We start from the raw sequence: 23,620 nt of genomic DNA, 5'->3' as shown, positions 1-23,620 counted from the left end.
GTAAAAGTTGCACTCTTTCCTTTGTAACCGAGATGGGTGGAATTTAAACTGGACCTGCTACATTTCCTTGGCAACTATTCCGGTATTGAATCTCCAGTGACTGGAGGTTGTATAATGAATCATGAGGTGATCTCGTTGAACTCAAATAAAGAACCCTATTCCATCGGTGAAGCAGCCAAACTGATCGGTTCCACGGTGAAAACGATCCGTTATTACGATGAGATTGAACTGTTACAGCCCTCCAGTCATACGGAAGGTGGGCATCGACTCTATACAACGCAAGACCTGTGGCAACTCGAACTCATTACAACACTACGTTATCTGAATTTCAGCATACCGGATATTCGAAAGCTCATGTCTGGTGAACTCGCGGTATCACAGGCATTGGATCTGCAGATTGAAGCCTTGGAAACCCAGATCGGCACGATGAATTCCATGCTCTCTGTTTTACACCAAGCGAGGCAGCATGAAGAAGAAACTTCACTGCGCTCGGAACAGTCTCTCACTTATATCTCCAGTCTGGTAGAATCTCTGACGGCGAATGCGAGTAAGCGAAAACAATTCGTTGCTGCCAAGGTGGATGAATCCCATCTGCTGGACAGCATTCCGCAGGATTGGAGAGTGTCGTTCCTGCACTTTTTCGACAAATACATGATGAAAGATACCAAACTGACGGCTCAGCAAACACTGGCCTGGAAGGAAATTCAGGAACTGATCAATGATCCGGCCTATTGGGCCGATCTGGCTCAGTTGGAGGTTCCATTCTTCATTATGGCGAATCAGCCACAAGTCGAAGCGGATGTCTGGGTGAAGAAAATGGAAGCAATTCGCATTCGCACTGCCGAAGCGCTGGACAAACGTTGGGCCATCGGTAGCCCTGCTGTGCAAAGCATGGTGTGGGACTTTGTGTTGATGTATGCAAGTGTCGAGCATGCCGAAACACCCGAAGTATTTTTCAGTAAACAGGCCCGATATATGCTGGACTCTGTGACCGATCGCATTCTGCGTTTTAACAAACTGTGCAAGGTGATGAATCCCGAATGGAGCCAGATTGTAGATGGCATTAACCTGTTGCAGGAGGGCATGCGGTTACGATTAAAACAAATGGAAGAAGACTGAACTTCAGTCTCCTTCCATTTTTACGTTTAGCCTTTTTTCAACGAATAGGATTCATGTTCTCCCACTTCCGTGTCCAAATGAAGCGATTGCCCTTTCAAGTAGTGGTTGAAGAAATCAATCGTTGTATCGTTCACCAACTGTTGCGTCGCCCGCGCATCTACACCTTGCGTCCATTCGAGCAGTGGAGAGATCAGGTAGAGATCGGAGAAACTCAGATGTTTGGTGTTGGTCAGCTCCATCCAGTAGTTCCCTCCTGCGGTTACCGGCTCATACCGAGCGTACACTTCCTCATAATATTTCTCGGCTTCCGGACGGGTCGTGCCCATCGCAGCAATTTCCTCGTCACTCATCACACTTGTACCTGCAACGGTTGAGTCTGCACTCATCATCAGGAACGGCTTGCCCACGCCTTCCGCAGGGATACGTTTCTCGCCAAACAATACACCGTCCATATTCATGCCTGCTCTCACACGCGGATCATCCATTAACATCTGTACTGTCGTTGCTCCGCCAAATGAATGCCCAAACATGCCGATGTTGTCCAGATCCATATGTCCGGTAAATCGCCCACTTGGGTCCCCCTTAGCCAACTTCTCTACCTCATCCAGTACAAACTGTGCATCCTTCACCCATGTCTCATTCAACTTGTCCATGTAACTGAATTGCAGCTGTTCAAAGCCTTCTTTCCCTTCGGATTCGAATTGCGCCACACGTCCATCCGAGAATATGGACACCAGACTGCTATACGTGTGATTAATGCCCACAACGATGTATCCTTGACTCACCAGCTGCTCGACCTGGAACGTATTCTGATTTTCATACCCATGCAGACCATGAGAGAAGAGAACAACCGGATACTTGGCTTCGGCATCAGACAACTGAGCTTCCTGTATCGCATGTGTTTTAACCTGACTCAGACTGGAAAATAAAAGCTTTGGCAGTTTCAGCACTTCATTGAAGGCTGTCCCGTAGATCTCCGGCTTATTAACATAAGGAGCTGTTGCGCCCTCTGCGTCTGGATTCGTTGGGTACCAGATCTGCACCATCAGCTCCCGTTTCTCTCCGGCGTTACTCGTCAGAAGTTCGTCACGGCTGTTATCTGTCCAATCGTAGGATACCGTTCCGATTCCATAAGGACCTGCTGGCTTGGCAAACGAAAATACCGGGAACAGTAGTGGCAAGCCAATGCTCACAATAGCGTATACCAGCACCAGAAGAGACGTTGCAATGATTCGAACACGCCCGAATTTGCCCGCCACAGGTGATGTGGAAGTGGATACCTCCGAACGTTTACTATTCAGCGAGGTTACACCTGACTGTTGCTGGCGTCTTGCCTTTGTAAATAACACAACCAGTGGAACCAACGTGAGCAGATACGCCGGAATCATCGGCCAACGAAATCCCTCGACTATACCATGGATGATCAACAGCACACCTGATATGGCGAATCCACCCCATACCATTTTCCGAAAATGTTGACTCTGTCTCCCGATCCCGATTACCCCCACGAATATAAGCAGGTTGAAAATAAGATAAATCCATTCTACTGTTTTCATAAGATGTATGCCCCCTTGTCTGCCTCCAATCTTAAAACCTCCAGTTACAGGAGATTCAAGCATGATTTTTGCGGATAAAAAAATGCACTCCCTGAATGACGCTGAATCACCCTCAGGTTCTCCAATGGTTTCAAGGAATGCATGTATGATATTACGCTATAAGTTGATTTTTGAATATTAGACTAGCGATCGTCGCCGCCGTCTACCCGTTGTCGTTTCCCTATGCCAAATGCGAAATATCGAGCCACCACGATAACCATAAACGTAGCTCCAACAACCAGAGGCAAGCGCGTATCCGGGTTAAACGGCATACCGATAATGACAAGAATCAGATACACAATAATAATGCTGATTGCTGATCGGGAACCATCCACAACCAGAATTATCCTGATTCTTAGATAAGTTGCCCGGCATCCGACATTTTCTGTGAAATCATCCGTAAGGCAGGTAAACCATCACCGTTGTCCCCACGCCCACCTGACTTTTCATTTCGACAGTTCCGTGGTGAAGCATCACGATTTTTTTGACGATGGCGAGGCCCAGACCGTTACCACTGATGCTACGATCGCGTGACAGGTCTGTTTTATAAAACCGCTCGAAAACATAACTCAGTTGCTCCGGCGTTATTCCAATGCCCGAATCGGTTATCGTGAACAAAATTCCATCCACAGACTGGCTCGTGCGTATTTCGATACGGCCGCCCATGGGAGTAAACTTAATACTGTTGCCTAGTAAATTCATCCACACTTGGTTAAGCTGGTCCTGATCTGCCCTTATTTTGATACCGTCTGCCAATTCTAAATGAACTGGAATGCCTTTGGCTGACCATTGAGGCTCGCAAGTCACCACCACTTGTCTGATTTGCTCATCAAGATTATAGGTGGTTGTCTCGAACGGATGATGATCGGAATCCAGAGACGCAAGCTCCAGCAGATTATCACTTAGTCTGGATAGTCGTCCACTCTCCGTAATAATGATATCGAGGTAATAGTTACGATCGGCCTCAGCGACCAGGCTGCTGTTTTTCAACGCCATAGCAAAACCGGAAATAGAGGTCAGCGGCGTTTGAATCTCGTGAGATACATTTGAAACAAAATCCTGTCTCATCTGTTCCAGCTGTTTAAGCTCACTCGCCATTTCATTAAAACTCTGCGTCAATGCTCCCATTTCGTCCACGCGCTTTGTTTGGATTTCCACATTAAAATCGCCCTTCGCCAGTCGTTTGGTTGCCCGCGTCAACACCTGAATCGGCTTCACCAAATACCTTGCAGCAATAAGGATACAAAAACTTCCGATCAACAGTGCAAGCAATAACACCAGCAAAATCATCCGATTAATGATATTTTCGTTCTGCGGAGAATACTGCATAAACATGGCTTGTGGTACCCCTTTGTATGGAAAAGGAAGACCGATGAACGTCTGCTCCACTTCTCCGGGAGAACGATAGACCTGACCCTGCAACACCATTTGAACCGCTTCTGGTGCAATTTCAACGGTCTCTGTATGGTCTAGGTCATAATAGGTTACGTTACCCGAAACGTCATATAGATGTATGGGGTAGGTGGACACTTTCACCATACTTTTGATGAAAGCATCCCTGTCCTCAGGTTGCATCTGCTCATATAGACCGATCAGTTCCTCCCCTACAGAAATCATATCATTCTGACCGATATGATTTACTTCTTTTTTGAAGAGGAAGATTCCCATGAAAAAAGAGGTTAGCAAGCTGAAAACAATGACAACCAGAAATGTGCAAATAATACGAACATATAAGGTTTTGATCATGTGATGACTAACCGGTAGCCCAGACTGCGAGCCGTTTCAATCTGAAAATGGTGTGCATCCCCAGCGAATTTTTCACGTAGTCGCTTAATGTGAACGTCAACTGTCCGGTCATCCCCTTCGTAGTCACTGCCCCAGATCTTGATGATTAACTGTTCCCGGGTAAAAATCTGCCCAGGCTGGTTCGCCAGCATGAACAGCAACTCAAACTCTTTTAAAGGCAAATGGATTGTTTCTTCTCCACGTATCACTTGAAAACTGCGTCGGTTAAGCATAATGCCCCCTAGTTGAATGGTCTGGGAGGAGACAATCAGGTAACGTTTTAGCAAAGCTTTTACTCGCATCACAAGCTCTAGTGGATCGAAGGGTTTTGTTAAATAATCATCTGTTCCCAGCTGAAATCCCTTCACTTTCTGGGCCGATTCCCCTTTTACCGTGACCATTAGCAATGGCATATTCAGATCCATACGCCGGATTTCCCTGCATAATTCCCAACCATCCAATCGCGGCATCATAATATCCAGGATCACCAGATCAATTTGGGATTTCTCCACAATCTCCAGTGCTTCTGCTCCGTCTTTGGCTACCACAATCTCGAATCCTTCATTGCGCAAAAACAAGGTAATCAGCTCACGAATATGCACATCGTCATCCACAACTAGGATTTTGGTCATATGAAATGTATGCCTCCGATATCCATCTGTTCTTCCTATCTGGGCGCAGGTTTTCAACCAAAATGCCACCCCAGCAGGTTCCAATGATAGAAAAATAAACTCATGATCACTGCTGCTGCCATGACGAGCGTATAGTGCACACGCTTCAGCAACGTCCAATATTGATTCTTCCAGGCCAGTACGCTCATCATGAATATGGACGCAGTCAACCCAACAAGGATAACCGGCATGAACAGATAGAGACGTAAGGATAGTGGAATATAGCTAAGCCGATCAATCAGATCCATATTCAACACCAGAAGCGTTGCGCCCAACGTCAACAATCCCCATATAGACGTCATAGCCGACAGCCGGACTGCCCATTTCTGCGCTTTTGGCATCGCTCTGATTTCGCGTCTGCGATAAACAAATCCATGCAATACAGTGATGAACAGAACAACCGAAATGCCGAGCAAGAGGAGCCAGAACTTCGATTGGTTGACTAACGGTGCAGGTTCCAGCGGCATTGGGTTTAACATATCCAGAAATAGATACGTGACCTTGCCCTCTGCATCTGTGCGGAACCCCATCTGATGTGTCCCACCAACCTCCTGGAATAAATTCACGCCAATCGGAATATATACTTGCTGATCTGCACCATTTCCAATAAACAGTCGGTTATCCGAAACCTCAATATTGATTTGAGTCAGAAAACTGAAAAACTTATCAATTTTGGTGTGATTACGACGAGTAAATTGATAGGAGCCTGCATATTTTTCCAAGGACTCCCCTAATTCGATAGAAGTCTCATTAGGCCGCTCAATTGCATGTACAGGATAATATCGGTCAAAAAAGGCTTGCACCAACCCTTCTGCTGCCGTCCCGCCTTCCCCTCCACTATAGGAAACAAAGATGCCCACTTTTTTGTCCGGTACAAGATAAAGCGCTGTATTAAACAGCTCATCGGCCCCTCCATGAGAGATCACACGCAGTCCATTCATATTCAACTCGTAAAAGCCCAGATCCATGGCAGGTAAACGTTCATCAAACTGGAATGCCGGAGAATGCATGAGCTTGGCAGTTTCCGGCTTGAGCATTTGTTTATCTTCATATCGCCCGTCTTGAAGATGAGCAATCATAAAATGTGCCATATCGTTGGCCGAGACGCTCCCTGATCCCGCAGGACGGAATCCGCCCTCATACGTTGGCCGTTTGGTTACAAACTCGCCGTTAGCTCGGGTGTATCCAAGGGCGGCATAAGGTTCCAGAGACGCTGGAACAGGCTCCTCTACCGTAGCATAATTCATGCCCAGCGGATCAAATATATTTTTCTGTATATAGTCATTGTAGGCAACACCGCTCACTTCTTCGACGATAAGTCCCGCGAGTGAGGCGCCATAATTGGAATACGACAGCATCTCGCCTGGTGGCTTAACCCTTGCAGGCATATGTTTTGCCATCGTTTCAGCAATAGAGACGGGAAGTTTCCCCGGATTGGTAGTGATCTGGTAACCTACACCGCCTTCCTCGAACCCTGCGGTATGGGTCATGAGATGGCGCAACGTAATCGGTTCCTCATAGGTTTTCGGTATTTGCACCGTTTTCAGATAAGTGTTGACGTCTGTATCAAGATCAAGCTTGCCCGCCTCAACCAATTGCATCACGGCGGTCCATGTGAACAGCTTTGTTGTTGAAGCAATTCGAAATAAGCTGGTTTGGGGATCAACGGGTTTATTTTCTTCGATGTTCGAATGTCCGTACCCTTTGGAGAGCAGGATCTTCCCATCCTTCACAATCGAAATGACTGCGCCTGGAATCTGTAAAGATCGCATTTGCACATCCATCATCCCATCCATGAATGCCGTTAACTGATCAGTATCCTCCAGATTAGCTACGACTTCTTGCTCCAATTTACCCGAATTTAATCCCGGATTGGATACTGCTGCCGATAGTGGCATGGTCCCTAATCCAGTTGCCCCTAATATCATGCCGAACAATAACACCAGTAAAATCATTTTCCCAAAAATCTTTCTTATCAACGATGACATGACTTTCCCCCACCACTCCGCATATTTTTTAATACCTGTTCCTTACGCTTTCTTTCGAGAGCATATCAAGCACGTATGAACGGAGCGTGAACCTCTTTTTCATATTTTGCCAAATCAAATGACCTTTAGTAAGATAGGAGCAGATTGAATAGGAAAAGGAGACTTTACATGCCTGACTTTTTACTGGTTTTATTTTTGTTTAACCTGTCTCTCTTTCTGCTTCACGAAATGGATGCCATCCGGCGGTCCGAGTGGAAATTGTTCATGGTGTTAAAAGATATGGAAGATGATAAGGCCTATAGGTATTTCACTTGGATTCACCTGCCAATGTATACCATCATTCTCTCTCTTCTTTTTAGCTCATATCAGACCATTACATTTTGGGTGCTGGATATTTTTTTCATCATACATACCGTATTACACTTCTTTTTCGAAAAACATCCTCGTAATGAATTTAAAAACGGGTTCTCCAGATCATTGATCTACCCTATGGGAATAATCGCTTTAATTCATTTGATATTCCTAATCATCTAATCTGTTTACACCGACGGAATGAAGGAAGCTGGAACGGTATTGTAGAATAACAGTGAATATGGAGGTGTGCCTATGCAGCAGCATCATGCAGAACGAGTTGAATTATTTGTTTCCAACACCCAGATCATCAAGAAATCGTTCAAATGGCAACATGCGATGATGCACCGTCTGGCTGCCCTGCTCTATGCAGCGGAGAATAAAACAGCGGATGGGGAAGCCATTCGTCAAAGCCATGAGTTGATTAAGCAAAACACAAAACTCTTCTCTGCTTTTAGAGGTAATTCGGCCGTTAGCATTGCTGCCATGCTCTCCCTTACAACGGATGAAGAGACGAGACTGGCAGACACCTTGCATGTCTATGACTTGATGAAAGAGATCAAATTCCGCAACTCTGATTATCTGGTTATTGCTGCCTATCAGATCGCTACTCAGACATCACCTGACCAGTTTCAACCTACGGTGGAGCGGGCCAAATCATTTTATGACGGCATGAAAGCAGAGCATCGTTTCCTCACTGGACAGGATGACTACATTTTCGCTGCCATGTTAGCCCTTTCCGATCTCGAAGTAGATACCGGTGTGGCACGTATGGAACAACTTTATGGCGAATTAAAACCGGAGTTCTCTTCCAGAAACAGTGTGCAGGCATTAACACAGGTCCTGGTTCTTGGAGAGGATATCCCGGATGCAGGTGCTCGTGTGATTGCCTTAAATGAAGCTTTTCGCAAAAGGGATCTTCGAATGGACAAAACGTATACGTTACCATCTCTCGGGATACTCTCCCTGTTGCCCTCGGACAGAGACTCTTTAGTGGATGAAGTCGCGGAAACAAATGACTGGTTACGGACTCAAAAAGGCTTCGGTGCCTGGTCAATCGACAAACAGGAGTTGCTCCTGTTCTCGTCTGCTCTGGTAGCCATTCAACATGTGGAGAATCTGCGCAACGGTGTGCTTACGACAGCAATTTCAACCAGTATCACAAACATTATTATTGCCCAGCAGGCCGCCATGGCCGCAGCTGCCACAGCATCGGCTGCTGCCGCTTCTTCATCATCATCCAACTAACAAGTGACCCTTACCTTCAATATAAGATGAAAAAGACCCTCCCGAGTTCAAGTTGACTCGGAAGGGTCTTAAAACATTCAAACCTACACCTAAAATAATGTTCATCATTTGCTAGGATATAATCCCCGTATCCCGGAACTCTTCCACGAAACTATCCAGCCAATCCGAACCATAGTCCAGCGCACCCATATCACTCTCAATAAAAGCAACATCTAATCCCATCACCCAGAATCGGCGAGCAACAATAAATAGATCAACCGCCTGCTCATCTTCGGCAGAGAAGCTTCTGACTGAACGATAACCTGCCATTAACGCATCCCATAATACTGCTTTTCGCTCATCAGACTGCCTTTTTCGAACTTTCACTTGAGCTAAATCGTAAGCACGCCAGCCTTTGGCTGCCCACTCGAAGTCATAATGGATGAACTGATGTTCCTGTTGAAACACATTGTTATTCCCATGAATATCGCCATGGCACAGACCAAAGTCCAGGTCTTGTCTGGAAGCGGCAACGATGCGTTCTTTTAACGTTGTGGCAAACGTATGGAGAAATGCTGCTGCTTCATTGTTCTCACCGATATAGTGGATAATTCGCTCAAGGGGTTCGTCAATAAGTAACTTCAGATCCAGCTCATATCGTGGCAGCTCCATGTTCACCTGATCCATAGCCTCATGCAATTCAGCGGCAGATTGACCAAAAGCGTAACAAGACTCCTCATCTTCCAGGTTGTTCTCCGTACCCTCAATATACCGAAACATTACAGCAACCCGCTTGCCTTCCGCAGCCTCCAACATCGTATATCCTGTATGATCTTTCTTCTCGATGTATTCTCCAATGTCGGTATGTTCCGCAGAACCTAGAACGTTCTTCAGTTGAGACAATAACGAAAGCTCATACTGAACATCTGCCTCCGTAATTTCAGTGCGGTAGATACGGAGAATGTACATGCCGCTGGAAGTACGAACCCGGTAGGTATCATTTAATCCTCTAAGCCAAAACAAACATTCTTCCCATGTTCCAATGTCATAGTGATTCCTCAATGCAGACTCCAGGTACCTGGGGTTAAGCACTGAACGTAAAGCAGTCGGTTGATTGGACATATGGTTGCTCCTTCGGTTTAATATGATTATTTCTCATCTGATGAACGAGGTAATCCTTTCACCTATCAACCTATAACATAGTATATTTTTCATTTATTTTCCAGAATATATATTTTAATGAGTAATACTTTTTGGACTCCTATAGTTCCTTCTCTCATCAGCAGGTTAGATAGGGCTATTTACATTGACTCGCTTTCCAGGTTTCAACAGGCTATTACACTCTGGGGCGTTGCCAGCGCTCGACAATGCAGCACATTCACGAAAGGCAAAATGTTTGCACCCCCTGCATTTCTGAACATCCAGATGTACTAATGCATAATTGATGGCTTCACCCGTGTGCTCAAACATATGATCCGAACCAATCCGTTCAATCAAACCTGTTCTCTTCAGCATCTCCAGAGGTTGCGCCTGAGTGCCTGAAAGTAAAACCCTGCCCCCGGATCTCTCCATATGTTTGACAACACGGGCCAGATTGGATTCACCTGTCGTATCCATAAAAGGCACCTTGCCCATGCGCAACAGCAGAGTACCTGGTCGACGATGAATCGAATCCATGACCGACTTCTCGAACATATCCGCTGCGCCGAAAAAAAGTGGCCCTTCAATTGTATAGAGGCTTATTTGCGGACAGTCATGTCCTTCCCGAACCATGTGGGCCATGACTTTCTCATGTTTATGATCGGGATCGGGCAGTACTTTGGCAACCTTCAACATCTCACTCATCCGTTTAACGAATAAAAGGACAGCAAGAATCAACCCAACCTCTACAGCCGTTGTTAAACTAGTAAATACGGTCAGCAAAAAGGTAATAAGCAGAACGAGCGAATCACTCGTTTTGGTTTTCATGACATGTATGAAGGATCTTCGTTCACTCATATTCCAGGCAACCAACATGAGAACGGGAGCCATACTGGCAAGAGGAATGTGGGATGCATATGGCGCAAAGAGAACAAGTACCAGCAAAACCACTACACCGTGAATCACACCAGACCATGGCGATACTGCGCCGGATTTGATATTTGTTGCTGTGCGTGCAATCGCTCCTGTTGCAGGAATACCACCAAACAACGGCGTCACCATATTAGCAATCCCCTGCCCAATCAACTCTCGATTGCTGTTATGCCGACTTCCGGTCATGCCATCAGCAACAACTGCGGATAGCAGCGATTCAATTCCACCCAGCATGGCGATGACAAAAGCGGGTTGCAGCAAGTTCACGATACGCTCCCAAGTGATCTCAGGCACATGAAACTGAGGCAAGGAGTTAGGTATAGCGCCAAAGGACGAACCAATTGTAGCCACCTGCCCTTCAAAAAAGAACGCCGCGACTACCGTCGAAAGAACCAGCCCTACCAGTGATGCAGGTACCTTTGGTGCAAACCTGGGCACAAGCAGAAGAACAGCCAGACAGATTCCAGCTGTAAGCACACTGTATATATTAATCGTCGAGATATGCATCCCGATTTCTTTCATATTGGACCAGAAATCCTCGTGTTTCTCGATGCCTCGAAGTCCCAGAAAGTTAGTAATTTGTCCGCTAAAAATAATGACGGCGATCCCTGCCGTAAAACCGATAGTCACCGGCTTTGGAATAAACTTAATTAATGCCCCGAGCTTGAATACGCCCATTAGTACAAGCATCAAACCGGCCATCATTCCGGCGATCAGCAGATTCTCATATCCATACTGCATCACAATGGCAAATAGGATCGGAATGAATGCCCCCGTTGGCCCGCCAATCTGGAACTTGGACCCACCCAGCAAGGAAATGAGAATCCCTGCGATTACTGTGGTATATAATCCATACTCCGGTTTGACCCCGGAAGCGATGGCAAACGCCATACCGAGTGGAATCGCAATGATACCTACAATCAGTCCTGATAACAGATCCTTGCGAAAAGCGGCAGCATTGTACCCTGCATATCTCCCCATCCATTTCATGTACCAAAACCTTCTTTTCTTCATATATTTGAATATTTGAATATATTTAAAAGACTACTCCCCTGCATACGTCCTGTCAATCGGATTACGCACAATCCCAGCAGGAACCTAACACAAAAAAACAAGAACCTCCGGAGATTACACCCAGTTGCTCTTGTTTATTGTGTCAGGACTCTTTACGAATATCTTCCAGCATGGAAATGGCATCAACCAGGTGATTGTCAAAAATCTGTTTGGTGACTGCCAACAGGTCCTTAATCAGCGGATCACGCAGCGAATAGGTGACGGTTGTCCCTTCTTTGATTCCGTGGACAACGTTTTTGCTGCGCAATACAGCCAGTTGCTGTGAAACGGCAGAGCCTTCCGATCCCAGAATGCTTTGCAGTTCATTCACGTTCTTGGCTCCTTCACTCAGCAGCTCCAGAATCTGAATCCGCATCGGGTGTGCCAACGCTTTGAAAAAATCCGCTTTAAACTGTTGTATGCTCTGATTCATACGCTATGCCCCTTCAATCGAACTTTTGAAGATGCAAATATCATAACATAGAACGGGTACCATGCTTTACTCTAACCATAACGGTTTGATGGAAAAATTAAGATTGACCTTGAAGTACACTTCAACCTTTATACTTTATTTATAGTCTTCACAGATTGTATATCTGATCTCCATCAGGAAGGGTGATTCCTCAATGAACATGTATATCCATAATCATAAACGTTCGGTGACGAGCTTTCTATTCGAGAAATATATCGGAACGTTAGATACCAAGAAATTTTTTTCAACACGCGAGCTTACCCGCAAACACCTGGATCATATGGGCCTGGAAAACATTAAACCTTATACCTTGGGTAAAACAAAACTGTCATCTTCCATCAAAGAGCGTTCCCATGAAGACATGCAGGTATTCATATTAAACGATCAGCATTCCCGTGAACAGAGGGTCATTCTCTACATTCATGGCGGGGCGCATACACACCAGCCGCTATCATTACACTGGAAATTCATGGACCGCATGGCTCAGGCTCTGGATGCCAAAGTTGTTGCTCCCATCTATCCAAAGGTTCCTCATTTTAATTATCAGCACACATATCCTAAACTGCTCAATCTATACCGGGATCTGCTTGCCTCCGTGGACGACCCGGCACAACTCACCATTATGGGGGATTCCGCAGGCGGGAACATATCCTTGGCCTTGGCCCATTATCTGAAGATGCATGATCTCCCGCAGCCCAAAGATATCATCTTGTTATCGCCTTGTGTGGATATGGTGCTGGACAATCCGGTCATATTTGATTACGAGACCCGCGACCCTATGCTCGCTGTCGAAGGGTATGATGTCATCCGGCGGATCTGGGCAGCTGACAAACCATTGAACGATCCGTTAATCAGTCCAATCTACGGAGATTTCGCCGGTTTGGGCAAAATCAGCATCTTTATCGGGACTCACGAGGGCTTGTTTCCTGATAATATGAAGCTCGACAAGCTGCTGACGGATCAAAGAATCGATCACCAAACGTACGTTTACCCCAAAATGAACCATGTCTTTGTCCTCTATCCGATTCCGGAAGCCAGGGATGCTCAGCGTAAAATGGTTAACATCATAAAAAACTCAGCACATGAAGCTGGACAATAAACTGTAACGCCTCCCCCATACTCCTTTGGCAAAAAGAACAAAAAAAAGCTCAATCCCTGGACTAGCGCCACCGGATTGAGCTTTCTTGCTGTTATTCTGTCATCTAAATATTATTTATATGAACCATATTCAAACCAGTCAAAGTCCGCTACCTGATCGGAAGAAGTACCGTTGCTGCTGCTAAACATTCCGATACAACAGCCAACAAAGCCGCCGGCTACTTCGGTGCTCAAGCTGCTTGTATCCACCTGTTCCGCCACCAGATGATACTGACTTCCATCTGTGCTGTAATAGAAGTTTAGTTGCTGACCTGTTGCGGCCAGTTTGATATACACCCGCGATACATCACCCTCCAGTGCGATTTGCGCAATGTGGGTATCCTGACCATCTATAACGGTCACCACACGTAGCACCTGCTGTTTATCCGCCAGAGCACGCTCAATCCGTACGTGATACAGATCGTTCTGAATGACGACAAGACCAGCCGTTTCGTTGGCATTCCCGGGCACAAATTCCATCGCTGTAGCTGCGACATAATCCATATGCCTTTGACGTAGACATACAAAGCTGGAATTTTCTTTTTCCTTCAATGTTTGCGGTTTCAGCTTCAGTCGCAAGTATCCTTTTCGTTCGGTTAATGAATAGAGATCCTCCTGAGGATTGCGCAGGAACATCCATTGCAAGCCCAGTTTATCACTGTCAAAATGGTCAAAACGCAGTTGCGGCTCTACCGGAACAGGCTTCAAATCCAACGTGCCCTGCTCCTCCAGGATTCCGCGGCCCTCATTGACAACAGGCCATCCGTCCTCCCAAACGACAGAAGCAAGGAACGTCTCCCGCCCCAGATTGCTATAACTCCCCCCATATGGACGCGAAGCAAGCATGACCATGAACCATTGACCGTTCGCAGCCTGCACCAAGTCGGCATGTCCGACATTAACAACAGGGTAACGCTTACCCAAATGGCGATGTGTAATGATTGGATTATTCGGATTCCCGACGTATCCTTCGGTCAAACTTTTGCTACGAGCAATGGTCACGGCATGGTTGGGACCTGTGCCTCCCTCTGCAATCAATAAATAGTAATATTCATCGATCTTATACAGATGCGGGCCTTCCGGCCAGATGACATCCACCATCGCTCCGCGCCACAGAACGTAACTATCTCCCACCAGCTTCATACTGCCCAGATCAAGCTCTCTCAGCCAAACTTCCCAGTTCCCATTGTAACGAACTCCCTCCGAGCAAGGACGTGTACCAAGGTAATACGCTTTGCCATCATCGAAGAAAATTGTAGGGTCTATGCCTTCTGCGCCTTCAATAAAATAAGGATCAGACCATGGCCCAGCCGGGTCGGTAGCGGTTACAACAAAATTGCCGCCATGTGATACATTAGTTGTAATCATATAGAAGGTGCCTTCATGATACCGGAGCGTTGGAGCGAATATCCCCTGTGAATGGCCTGCTCCCTGAAGATTTAATTGCGAAGGGCGGTCCAGCACATTGCCAATCTGTTTCCAATTCACTAGATCACGGCTCTGAAAGATCGGAACGCCAGGAAAATAGGCAAATGTGGATGTCACCAGATAAAAATCTTCACCCACCCGGCATACGGACGGATCTGGATAAAACCCGGGCATAATCGGATTGTTAAACGTGCATTGTTCGCTTTGATTTACATTTTTCATTCTTTTACCCCTCCAATGGTTAGTCCAGTCACAAAGTATTTTTGCAAGAACGGATACAGTAAAACGATCGGCATTGCCGTCACAACCGTGATGGCTGCCCGAATGGATACAGGCGTCACCATGTTGGTTACATTTTTGAATGAATCCACGTTGACCGTCCCCCCCTGTGAGGTCGCAGAGGACAACAATTTCATCAGCTCATACTGCAAGGTGGTCAAATTCCGATTTCCCGCTGTGTACAACATGGAGTCAAACCAGGAGTTCCACTGACCTACAGCAATAAACAGTGCGACCGTAGCCAGAACCGGCTTGGATAAGGGAAGCACGATACGCATGAAAATCCGAAAATCTCCGGCTCCATCCATCTTCGCGGATTCAATCAATCCCTCCGACAGTCCCTGAATGTAGGTACGAATGACGATCATGTTGAACACCCCGATCAAGCCGGGAATAATGTATACCCAGAAGCTGTTCAGCAGCCCCACTTGTTTGATCAGCATGTATCCCGGAATTAAGCCCCCGCTGAAATACATCGTCATGACAAACAGCGTCGTGACCAATTTGTTAAACATGTACTCTTTGCGGCTCAGTACATAGGCCAGCATGGCTGTACAGAACAGCTGTACAACCGTTCCCACCACGGTTCTGGCAACCGAAACAAATGCGGCTTGCGTCAGATTCGGATTCTGGAATACGGAGACGTAATTTTGCAGCGTCCATTCCCTCGGCCAGAGATAGATCCCCCCGCGAATCGTATCCAGCCCGTTATTGAAAGATACGGCAATGGTGTTTAAAAAAGGATATAACGTAACAACCATGACAAGCAACATAAATATGCCATTGGTGATGGAAAAAATAGAGTCTCCCAAGCTTCGTTTTCTACTAAATCGCTTCACAGCTCTGCCCCCTTATCATATCAATCGCTCTTCACCAAGAGACTTGGCAATCCCGTTGGCGATAAATATGAGCACCAGACTGACCACACTTTTGAAAATGCCTGCTGCGGTGGCAAGTGAGTAGTTGCCGAGATTAATCCCGTATTTCAAAACAAAAATGTCGATCGTCTCGGATACATCCTGCACAAGTCCGTTCCCCAACAAGTATTGAATCTCAAAACCTGCGTTCAGTACGTTACCAACGTTGATGATGAGCAGGATAATAATCGTTGGTTTGATGCTTGGAAGTGTGACATTGAACATTTTACGAAACCGTCCGGCTCCGTCGATGGAAGCTGCCTCGTACAAGCTCGGATTAATCGACGCCATGGCCGCCAGATAAATAATCGTGCCCCAGCCAATTTCCTTCCACATGCTGGACAGACCCACAATCCCCCAGAAGTATTTGGGTTCGGCAAAAAAATTGATCGGTGTATCAATCAGGCCCAATTTCGTCAACAGCACATTCACTATTCCTGTTTCCGTTGATAATACATTCGCAACGATACCTGTTACGATGATCCACGACAGGAAATGTGGAAGGTAGGAAACCGTCTGTACCACGCGTTTGAACAATACCATTCGCAGTTCATTCAATAAGAGTGCCAGACCAATTGAGCCGACAAATCCCAGAAACAGACTGATCAGGCTCATCGCCAGCGTATTGCGAATGACACGTAAAAATGTAGGGTCCGTGAATAACGTTCGAAAATGATCCACCCCCACCCAATCCTGCTCCATAAAACCAATGCCCGGTCTATAATTCTGAAACGCCATCAACCAGCCCCATAATGGTCCATACGCAAAAATAGCGATAAACGCAATAAACGGAAATGACATCCACATTAATTGTCGCTGACTTTTCATTCTGGAAAGGTTATACCCGATCCAGCTTGTTCCCGCTGGGATATGGCTGCTTTTTAACGAAGGCTGCAACTCCTTTTTGGCCATGTTTTTTCTCTCCTTGCTTACGAGTTTATCTATATCACCCAGTCTGGGTGAATCGATTCCATTCCTATCCAATCTCCCAATCTAGCGTGTAAGAAAGGCTACGGGGTTCTCCCCATAGCCTTTCTGTGTGACAGGCCTTTATCCCCACAGTTCCATGCGTCTGCGGACTTCTTCCGTCAGCGCATCTTCATACGCTTTAATATCTGCACTTTCCTTGAGCGTGGCTTGATATTCTTCCCAAGCCTTATCAAATTCGGCTGGTGAAGTCATAATCACTTTTGGCAGCCATTTGCGTTTTACATCGTCCATTTTCTGTCTGGCGATGGTCTCCGGTTTATTCGGTTCAAAATTATAGGTATAGATTGGGAACCACGGTTCATTTTCCTCCGCAGGCTCCAGGAAGTCGGTAAACTTCGTATATCCATAAGCCTTCAGCACTTTTTTGTCGATGTCATTCAATGTGGCAAGATACTCCTCCGGCTGCTCCTTAGGATCGAGAGCATTCTTCCCATCAGCGGTCATGCCTTCATGATGCGGGAAATAGACCAACGGGCTTCCCGTGTTTGCCAGCACCCAGTCCGGATCTTTGGAATTCGCACGTTGCTCTTCATTCCTGGAGAACACACCTTTGTCATCGACTTGGTAATCTACGCCTTCCTGTCCCCAAGTTCTCAATACCTCCATCTCAGGGTCCAGTAAATCATTAATATATTGAAGTGCTCCCTCGATATCCTCGCAGCTCTTTGTAATAGCCAAGCCACCATTCACATTAAGGATTGGATTGTTCTGATAGCGCCCTTTAACATCCTCGGAGAGTGTAATGGACAACGGTACATAGGTTTTGTCATACAATTTTTGCTTCACGAGTGATGCCTCGGCGTCAAGGAACTGCCATCCTTGATCCACCATGCCCAGCACACGTCCGGTTGAAATTTTGGAGATATATTGATCATAGTTTGCTGTAAATGTTTCGTTATCAACTAGGCCTTGATGATAGACCTCATTAATTTTCTTGAAATATGCCTTCGCTTCCGGAATGGTATTATAGTTTTTGGCCGTCAGTGTTTCTTTATCAACGATGGCTGCGCCTTCGTTAGGATAACCAGCCATGAAGAGCGGAGGGTTCTCCAGTGCGAAATAACGCCAGTCATAGGAGATAATTTCGAATCCAATTGTTGGCTGACCATCAACGGTCGGGTGAGCTGCTTTATACCGTTCAATCAAGTCGAAGTATTGGTCAAGCGTTTTGATTGTCGGATAATTATCCCACTCCAATACGGCCTTCTGAATCCAGAATGCTTCTCCGTCATGGGATACTTTCATCGACTTCTCTTGTATATTGCCGAATTGAGGAATGAAGTAGATATGTCCATCCGTCGTATTTTTCATCTTCTTCCAGTCTTCGCCCAGATAATTTTTGATGTTTGGATATTTATCGATGTAATCCTCAAGAGGTACTAACGCTCCTGCTGCTACCAGTTGCTGAGTACCATCACTCCCATCGATAAAATCGGGATATTCGCCGCCTGCAATGAGTACACCAATCCGCTCTTTGGCTGTTTGGCCCGTAAGCCAGTCCATCGTGACTCTGACGCCTGTTTTCTCCTCAATAGCCTTTAACACCCGATTATCGTCAGGCGCAATTTTTCCCGGTACGGCAAAAAATGCGGAAAATTGTTTCAATTCCCTTCCATCTGCTGTCTTTTCCCCTTTCGAGGACGATCCCGGCGTACATCCAGTGAGTGCGATGACCAGTATTAAAGCGAGCAGAGCACTATATTTGATTCTTTTTCTAACATCCTTTTTCATCATGACCCCTCCATCGATTATATTGACAGAAGCTTTTTGGAAAGCGCTTTCCAAAGGCTGACTTAAAATTATCATGCTTCCATGCCCCTCTCAACGGGATAAACTATAGATGGAATCCCACTAATTCCAGCATCTGCGAAAAAAAATATCCCGCCGCTCCGTCAAGGAGTGCAGGATGTTAATCAAGAGAGTACGCAGCATGGGCACTTTTACGATATTGTGCAGGAGTCTCCCCCATGAGTTTCTCGAACCGGCTAATAAAGTAATCGGAATCCCGATATCCCACCATTGTTGCGATTTCGTATACTCTTTGATCTGTTCTGCGCAACAGCCGGGCGGCTTCCTCAATACGCAATTGATTCAAATAATCACTGAAGCTGATCGAGAAATGTTTTTTGAAAATCTGACCCAGATACGCACTATTCATGTAAAACTGCTCCCCGAGCAATTTCAGGCTGATATTTTCTCTGTAATGCTCGTGAATGAAAGCCTCAATTTTGGCTAATACGCCCATTGCATTCGACTTTTGCTGCTCCTTCAGTTTCTCTGCGCACATGAGCGAAAATTCGCATAAATGTTCAATGTTTTCCTCCATGGATAACATCGCGTAGTTCACCTTCAGAAAAGTCGATTCCATCAGCGTGGAATCTGGAGTAACCGTATCGTTATTCACGAGATCCAGCAATGTGTATGCCAAATAATGCAAGTGGATGCGGACAATACCAGGCTCGATTCGCTCATCCAGAAAAAATTGAAAAATGGCCTTTGCATGACTGTATAACTCATCCGTCTGCTGTTCCTCAATAGACTTGACTAGCCCATCAAATAATTGTTTTTCGAACTGTCCCGGCCGATTAACAAATAAGGTCGTATCCATAAGTTCGAAGTAATAAATGGGCCTGCAAGTGGTGAAGAAACGTAAGCTTTTCATTATGCCGCAGGATTGATAAGACTCGTGCAGCGCCTCCAACTCATGTACTTCCTTCCCGACATAACAAGCAATAGCCGCCTCTTGACCATGGCTCAGATCGGCATGTAATCGGGTCAAATATTGCTCCAAGGTCACTGCCTCACGGTTCACCATCAGGTCCGTAACCATGAGCAGAACCGCATTTTTATCACCTGTGAACGGCTTCAAAATTTGTCCCGGCAAGGGCTTTCCCACCCATGCCTCAACCCGAGCGCACCAATCCGTTCCCTGTTCTGGACCGGCTTCCGCCTCAATCAGGATGCAACGCAGTATGCCGACATCTTGATAGTGGGGCTGCAGACTCGTAACAGCATCCTCCTCAGCCACCCCAAGCAAGATTGACTGCATATGCTGGGCCATAATAATCCGATCTTTTTTTTGCTGATATCGCTTCTCTTCCGTCCGCGCATTAAATGCGACCCTGAACTCCTCAAGCACCTGAACCAGTTCGGTCTTCACAATAGGCTTGAGAATGTAGTCATCCACCTGGTATTTAATCGCCTGCTTGGCATATCCGAACTCATAGAATCCACTTAGAAGAATCAGCTTGATGTCACCGTTATATTGCTCGTACAAGGTTTTGGCAAGCTGCATTCCGTCCATTTCCGGCATCTTAATGTCGGAAATCACCAGATCGGGCTGCATAGCGCGAATGCACTCCAATGCCTGCATTCCATTGGAAGCCTGACCGCAAATCTGAAACCCGTAAGACTCCCAATCAATTAACAATAGAAGTCCTTGGCGAATAAATGGCTCATCGTCCACAATCAGCACGTTGATCATATCCTCGCTCCTTATTCTTGAGATGCCTGCATAAGAGGAATTTGAATGTCAATCGTTGTTCCCTTCCCCTTTTCACTGAATATGTGCACCTGAACGAAATCATCAAAATACATCCGCAGCCGAATATATGCATTCATCATACCAATGCTGCTAAGCTCGCTCATCCGATCCATACTCGGGTCTTGCATCATTTGGCGGAGCGAGGCCAGCTTGTCCTGATCCATACCGACTCCGGTATCTCGAATGGAAATGTACAGCTCATTACTTCGAATTTCGAATAATACCTCCACGACCCCATCATTCGACGTCCCCTCAATACCATGGATACAAGCATTCTCCACAAAGGTGAGAACGGTTAGCTTGGGTATCATCATGGCAGCAATGGATTCGTCTGTGATCCGGATTGCAAATTGCAGCTTTTCGCCAAAGCGATACTGCTGGATACTCAGATAACTCTCCACAAAATTGATTTCCTCTGCAATTGTAATCAGATCATCGCCCCAATTGATCGTCTGACGTAACAGCAGTGCAAGTTTATGAATGACATCAGAGGTTTCAAGCTCATCCTTGATCAAACTCCTCATACGGATCGTTTCAAGCGTGTTGAACATGAAATGGGGATTCACCTGACTCTGAAGGGCTTTTAGTTCCGCCTGCTTTTTGGAGAGCTCAAGGGCTTGCCGCTCCACCTGACCCTTAAACACAATCTCAATCAAGTTCTTGATCTTGATGACCATCATGTTATAACTATGGGTCAGGCTGCCGATCTCGTCCTTGCCCACAGGTCCCGATATCACTTCAAATTTCTCATGCTTCACTTGATCCAGGTGCTTCGCTATCCGATCAACTCTGATGACCAGTGATCTGGATATCAACCAGATTAGCAGTGTCGGCACCAACAGATTAAGAATGATTAGTAAAGTCAAATTAAGCTTTGAATTAACAATCTCCGACAGAACGTCCAATTTCTCCGTGCTGACGACAATCTGCCAATCCTCGGATACGACGGGAATCGATTGCATGGATTGAACAGGGTCAATTGAACTGTTCGCAATCAGATTAAATGGCTTGCGCATCTGATTCATTTTTGAATCGTTCGAGAAAATGACCCTGCCATCCGAAACGACATAAACCTTCCCATTGGCTCCCTCATTTTTAAGCGATTTGTTGATGAAAGCGTAGTCCAGATCAACCTTTAACACCTTTTCAACCTGTTGCTCCCCAAAGTAATCCAGCTTACGAATAATGCTTACTTTGCGTCCTCCCTGACTTTGCGACATCTCCGCCTGTTGTTTGTCAAAATACGAATAGATCATGATATGGTCGCTCGTTTTCATCAGCGCTTGATACCAATCACTTTTCTTCACCTCATCATCCAGCTTAATGAAGTTTCCTCCATTGACGAAGGTATCATTGCCAACATAAAACGTAATTTGATTCACCTGCTGGTAGCTGTAGTAGTACCTGACCAGATTGTTGTTGCTAAGCATATCATAGTAGGCAGAGTAATAGTCTTCCTGATCGCGATACTTGAACTCCATGAACCGGTTCAGCGTTCCATCGGTATAGAGAAAATTGGACACATACAAGCTATTGTCTATACTGTTCCGCAGGTTGAACTTGATCCTTTGCTGCATTTCATTGAATCGGCTATGCTCCTTCTCTTCAATGTTACCTTTGATGCTTTGGTAAAACACGGTATTTGTGACCAGGACCGGGACCAGCACACAAAAAATGAACAATATGTACAACTTGGTTTTGAGACTCCAATCATCCAGAAACTGAATGCGCTTACAGTATGTCTTTCGGCTCATGTTATGTCTTTGTCTCCTCTAACCATGTCATATATCAACATTATTATAACGAGTACAGGATGGGTTGGATACTGCAATGCAGGATTTCCGGGAAGCCTTTAATCAACCTCCCGTTCAACTGGCCCAACAAGACGGACACTAACACCCCACATATTTTCGTATGCACCCGATCTGATCCTACGTCGAAACGGGTATCTCGTTATAATTTCAAGAGCATTTCGTACTGGCCCACATGATATGCAAAACCTGATTTGACCAGGAGGAAATCTTCCATCGGTTTCAGATGAGACTCCACATTGAGGACACTGATTCTAGGCGATTCTGTGCGTTGCACCATCTCTGTCAGGATGCTGCTTGCAATACCTTTGCCCCGGTAATTTTGTTTCACTGCAAGTTGTGGAATATCACCTGTTTTTTGATCTATAATGCCATAACCAACAATGCTGTGATCCTGACGTGCAACCACATAGATAAAAGCTTCCGGTACAGCGTAGATGGAATCAATTGAATTTTGCCAAGAGGGCTCCACATCCCAAAATTCCTTAAACTGCTCCACATCGATTCTCTCCACACATTCCACCATGCAGGTCGTTTGCGGTATGAATTGATCTTTTTGCAACTGGAAACATGAAAATTCCCTTTGAATTTTGAAGTTTTGTTTACTGTACAGCTGAACTGCAGATTCGTTGGATTGGATGACTTCCAGCAAATATTGCTCTACATTTTTTTCTTTTAACAGCTTTTGAATATTCAAGAGCAGATCGCTTGTAATGCCTTGCCGCCTGCAATCTTTTACAACGCCTGTACCAAGGTCATATGCAGTTGTCTTTCCATTCCAGCTTCGAAGTCCATTGATAACAAATCCGACCATTCTCTCATCTTTAAAGGCTCCCATAGATATTTCGGGGTGATACCCCCTTCGTTGGAGCATCTGTTGAAACTTCCAAAAAGGCAAATCCATTTTAACCTGGTAGTCGGAGAACGCATCCACAAACGCCTCGTGAAGTGTTGCCATGCTTATTTTGTCCAACATTTTATAACTGTACATTAGGGCACTCTCTCCTTTAAAAAGATGAAAACAATAATATATTAGGGCTCATGATCCCTATCCTTATTTAAATATTCTACTAAATAGTTTTAACACTATACAGTAAAATCCGTACGATAAAATCTGCTTCCTTCGGTGTTTTCAGACACGCCCTAATAACTAAAATAGACCGCTTCCTAGTTAAGGAAT

Annotated in this window: 18 protein-coding genes and 1 pseudogene; 4 read left to right on the top strand and 15 right to left on the bottom strand. The window is 45.7% G+C overall.

Going from position 1 to position 23,620, the window contains the following annotated elements; all coding sequences use genetic code 11:
• Positions 1–114: 114 nt before the first annotated feature.
• Positions 115–1,119: a MerR family transcriptional regulator gene (locus MHB43_RS04575; RefSeq protein ID WP_221818766.1), complete on the top strand. Its 1,005-nt coding sequence runs from the start codon at positions 115–117 to the stop codon at positions 1,117–1,119.
• A gap of 26 nt (positions 1,120–1,145) precedes the next feature.
• Here MHB43_RS04575 and MHB43_RS04570 read toward each other — a convergent pair whose 3' ends face one another.
• The 5 genes and pseudogenes from MHB43_RS04570 to MHB43_RS04550 all read right to left on the bottom strand — a co-directional run bounded on the left by MHB43_RS04570 (position 1,146) and on the right by MHB43_RS04550 (position 7,158).
• Positions 1,146–2,675 (bottom strand): alpha/beta hydrolase family protein, encoded by a 1,530-nt coding sequence (locus tag MHB43_RS04570; RefSeq protein ID WP_405131440.1) that lies wholly within the window; start codon positions 2,673–2,675, stop codon positions 1,146–1,148.
• A 182-nt stretch (positions 2,676–2,857) separates the two neighbouring features.
• Positions 2,858–3,044: pseudogene (locus MHB43_RS04565) on the bottom strand (amino acid permease); the annotation flags it as partial.
• Positions 3,045–3,107: 63 nt separating this feature from the next.
• Positions 3,108–4,460 (bottom strand): HAMP domain-containing sensor histidine kinase, encoded by a 1,353-nt coding sequence (locus MHB43_RS04560; RefSeq protein ID WP_339182009.1) that lies wholly within the window; start codon positions 4,458–4,460, stop codon positions 3,108–3,110.
• Positions 4,457–5,131, bottom strand: coding sequence for a response regulator transcription factor (locus MHB43_RS04555; protein ID WP_339182006.1), 675 nt, complete (start codon positions 5,129–5,131; stop codon positions 4,457–4,459). The genes MHB43_RS04560 and MHB43_RS04555 overlap by 4 nt, the downstream gene beginning before the upstream one ends.
• A 53-nt stretch (positions 5,132–5,184) precedes the next feature.
• Positions 5,185–7,158, bottom strand: a complete 1,974-nt coding sequence (locus MHB43_RS04550; protein ID WP_339182004.1) for a serine hydrolase domain-containing protein — start codon at positions 7,156–7,158, stop codon at positions 5,185–5,187.
• 168 nt (positions 7,159–7,326) lie between these two features.
• On the opposite strand from MHB43_RS04550, the gene MHB43_RS04545 reads away from it, so the two are divergent.
• Together MHB43_RS04545 and MHB43_RS04540 are read left to right on the top strand one after the other, a co-directional pair.
• A complete protein-coding gene (locus MHB43_RS04545; RefSeq protein ID WP_017690584.1) occupies positions 7,327–7,692 on the top strand; it encodes a DUF6713 family protein in 366 nt (121 codons plus the stop codon).
• Between the two features lie 72 nt (positions 7,693–7,764).
• Positions 7,765–8,757 carry a DUF4003 family protein gene (locus MHB43_RS04540; RefSeq protein ID WP_339182002.1) on the top strand — a complete coding sequence of 331 codons (993 nt, stop codon included), beginning with the start codon at positions 7,765–7,767 and terminating at the stop codon, positions 8,755–8,757.
• 111 nt (positions 8,758–8,868) lie between these two features.
• On the opposite strand, the gene MHB43_RS04535 is transcribed toward MHB43_RS04540, so the two are convergent.
• From MHB43_RS04535 to MHB43_RS04525, 3 genes are all read right to left on the bottom strand, one after another.
• On the bottom strand, positions 8,869–9,858 hold the full coding sequence (locus MHB43_RS04535; protein ID WP_339182000.1) for a phosphotransferase: 990 nt from the start codon (positions 9,856–9,858) through the stop codon (positions 8,869–8,871).
• Between the two features lie 165 nt (positions 9,859–10,023).
• The gene (locus tag MHB43_RS04530; RefSeq protein ID WP_405131439.1) at positions 10,024–11,799 is read right to left on the bottom strand and encodes a SulP family inorganic anion transporter; all 1,776 of its coding nucleotides are present in this window, start codon (positions 11,797–11,799) and stop codon (positions 10,024–10,026) included.
• 166 nt (positions 11,800–11,965) lie between these two features.
• Positions 11,966–12,295, bottom strand: a complete 330-nt coding sequence (locus MHB43_RS04525) for a metalloregulator ArsR/SmtB family transcription factor (RefSeq protein WP_017690603.1) — start codon at positions 12,293–12,295, stop codon at positions 11,966–11,968.
• Positions 12,296–12,488: 193 nt separating this feature from the next.
• Between MHB43_RS04525 and MHB43_RS04520 the strand changes: the two genes are divergently transcribed.
• Positions 12,489–13,433 carry an alpha/beta hydrolase fold domain-containing protein gene (locus MHB43_RS04520; RefSeq protein WP_405131438.1) on the top strand — a complete coding sequence of 315 codons (945 nt, stop codon included), beginning with the start codon at positions 12,489–12,491 and terminating at the stop codon, positions 13,431–13,433.
• Between the two features lie 110 nt (positions 13,434–13,543).
• On the opposite strand, the gene MHB43_RS04515 is transcribed toward MHB43_RS04520, so the two are convergent.
• The 7 genes from MHB43_RS04515 to MHB43_RS04485 form a co-directional block, all read right to left on the bottom strand.
• The gene (locus tag MHB43_RS04515) at positions 13,544–15,121 is read right to left on the bottom strand and encodes a glycoside hydrolase family 43 protein (protein ID WP_405131437.1); all 1,578 of its coding nucleotides are present in this window, start codon (positions 15,119–15,121) and stop codon (positions 13,544–13,546) included.
• Positions 15,118–16,017, bottom strand: a complete 900-nt coding sequence (locus MHB43_RS04510; protein WP_017690606.1) for a carbohydrate ABC transporter permease — start codon at positions 16,015–16,017, stop codon at positions 15,118–15,120. The genes MHB43_RS04515 and MHB43_RS04510 overlap by 4 nt, the downstream gene beginning before the upstream one ends.
• A gap of 15 nt (positions 16,018–16,032) precedes the next feature.
• The gene (locus tag MHB43_RS04505; protein ID WP_405131436.1) at positions 16,033–17,007 is read right to left on the bottom strand and encodes an ABC transporter permease; all 975 of its coding nucleotides are present in this window, start codon (positions 17,005–17,007) and stop codon (positions 16,033–16,035) included.
• 138 nt (positions 17,008–17,145) lie between these two features.
• Entirely contained in the window at positions 17,146–18,819 is a 1,674-nt protein-coding gene (locus MHB43_RS04500) for an extracellular solute-binding protein (protein WP_206537064.1), read from the bottom strand.
• A 175-nt stretch (positions 18,820–18,994) separates the two neighbouring features.
• A complete protein-coding gene (locus MHB43_RS04495; protein ID WP_405131435.1) occupies positions 18,995–20,569 on the bottom strand; it encodes a response regulator in 1,575 nt (524 codons plus the stop codon).
• Between the two features lie 11 nt (positions 20,570–20,580).
• Positions 20,581–22,383, bottom strand: a complete 1,803-nt coding sequence (locus MHB43_RS04490) for a sensor histidine kinase (protein WP_405131434.1) — start codon at positions 22,381–22,383, stop codon at positions 20,581–20,583.
• Between the two features lie 199 nt (positions 22,384–22,582).
• Positions 22,583–23,431, bottom strand: coding sequence for a GNAT family N-acetyltransferase (locus MHB43_RS04485; protein WP_405131433.1), 849 nt, complete (start codon positions 23,429–23,431; stop codon positions 22,583–22,585).
• Between the last annotated feature and the right edge of the window lie 189 nt (positions 23,432–23,620).

The sequence above is a fragment of the Paenibacillus sp. FSL H8-0317 genome, from assembly GCF_045040685.1.
GTDB lineage: Bacteria > Bacillota > Bacilli > Paenibacillales > Paenibacillaceae > Paenibacillus.
The sequence above is the reverse complement of the archived record's forward strand: the minus strand, read 5'-3'. Positions and strand labels throughout refer to the sequence as shown.

Bases quoted from the DNA above. Each gene is read 5' to 3' on its own strand.
- MHB43_RS04575 (WP_221818766.1), top strand. From the start codon at position 115: ATGAATCATGAGGTGATCTCGTTGAACTCAAATAAAGAACCCTATTCC.
- MHB43_RS04570 (WP_405131440.1), bottom strand. From the start codon at position 2,675: ATGAAAACAGTAGAATGGATTTATCTTATTTTCAACCTGCTTATATTC.
- MHB43_RS04560 (WP_339182009.1), bottom strand. From the start codon at position 4,460: ATGATCAAAACCTTATATGTTCGTATTATTTGCACATTTCTGGTTGTC.
- MHB43_RS04555 (WP_339182006.1), bottom strand. From the start codon at position 5,131: ATGACCAAAATCCTAGTTGTGGATGACGATGTGCATATTCGTGAGCTG.
- MHB43_RS04550 (WP_339182004.1), bottom strand. From the start codon at position 7,158: ATGTCATCGTTGATAAGAAAGATTTTTGGGAAAATGATTTTACTGGTG.
- MHB43_RS04545 (WP_017690584.1), top strand. From the start codon at position 7,327: ATGCCTGACTTTTTACTGGTTTTATTTTTGTTTAACCTGTCTCTCTTT.
- MHB43_RS04540 (WP_339182002.1), top strand. From the start codon at position 7,765: ATGCAGCAGCATCATGCAGAACGAGTTGAATTATTTGTTTCCAACACC.
- MHB43_RS04535 (WP_339182000.1), bottom strand. From the start codon at position 9,858: ATGTCCAATCAACCGACTGCTTTACGTTCAGTGCTTAACCCCAGGTAC.
- MHB43_RS04530 (WP_405131439.1), bottom strand. From the start codon at position 11,799: ATGAAATGGATGGGGAGATATGCAGGGTACAATGCTGCCGCTTTTCGC.
- MHB43_RS04525 (WP_017690603.1), bottom strand. From the start codon at position 12,295: ATGAATCAGAGCATACAACAGTTTAAAGCGGATTTTTTCAAAGCGTTG.
- MHB43_RS04520 (WP_405131438.1), top strand. From the start codon at position 12,489: ATGAACATGTATATCCATAATCATAAACGTTCGGTGACGAGCTTTCTA.
- MHB43_RS04515 (WP_405131437.1), bottom strand. From the start codon at position 15,121: ATGAAAAATGTAAATCAAAGCGAACAATGCACGTTTAACAATCCGATT.
- MHB43_RS04505 (WP_405131436.1), bottom strand. From the start codon at position 17,007: ATGGCCAAAAAGGAGTTGCAGCCTTCGTTAAAAAGCAGCCATATCCCA.
- MHB43_RS04500 (WP_206537064.1), bottom strand. From the start codon at position 18,819: ATGATGAAAAAGGATGTTAGAAAAAGAATCAAATATAGTGCTCTGCTC.
- MHB43_RS04495 (WP_405131435.1), bottom strand. From the start codon at position 20,569: ATGATCAACGTGCTGATTGTGGACGATGAGCCATTTATTCGCCAAGGA.
- MHB43_RS04490 (WP_405131434.1), bottom strand. From the start codon at position 22,383: ATGAGCCGAAAGACATACTGTAAGCGCATTCAGTTTCTGGATGATTGG.
- MHB43_RS04485 (WP_405131433.1), bottom strand. From the start codon at position 23,431: ATGTACAGTTATAAAATGTTGGACAAAATAAGCATGGCAACACTTCAC.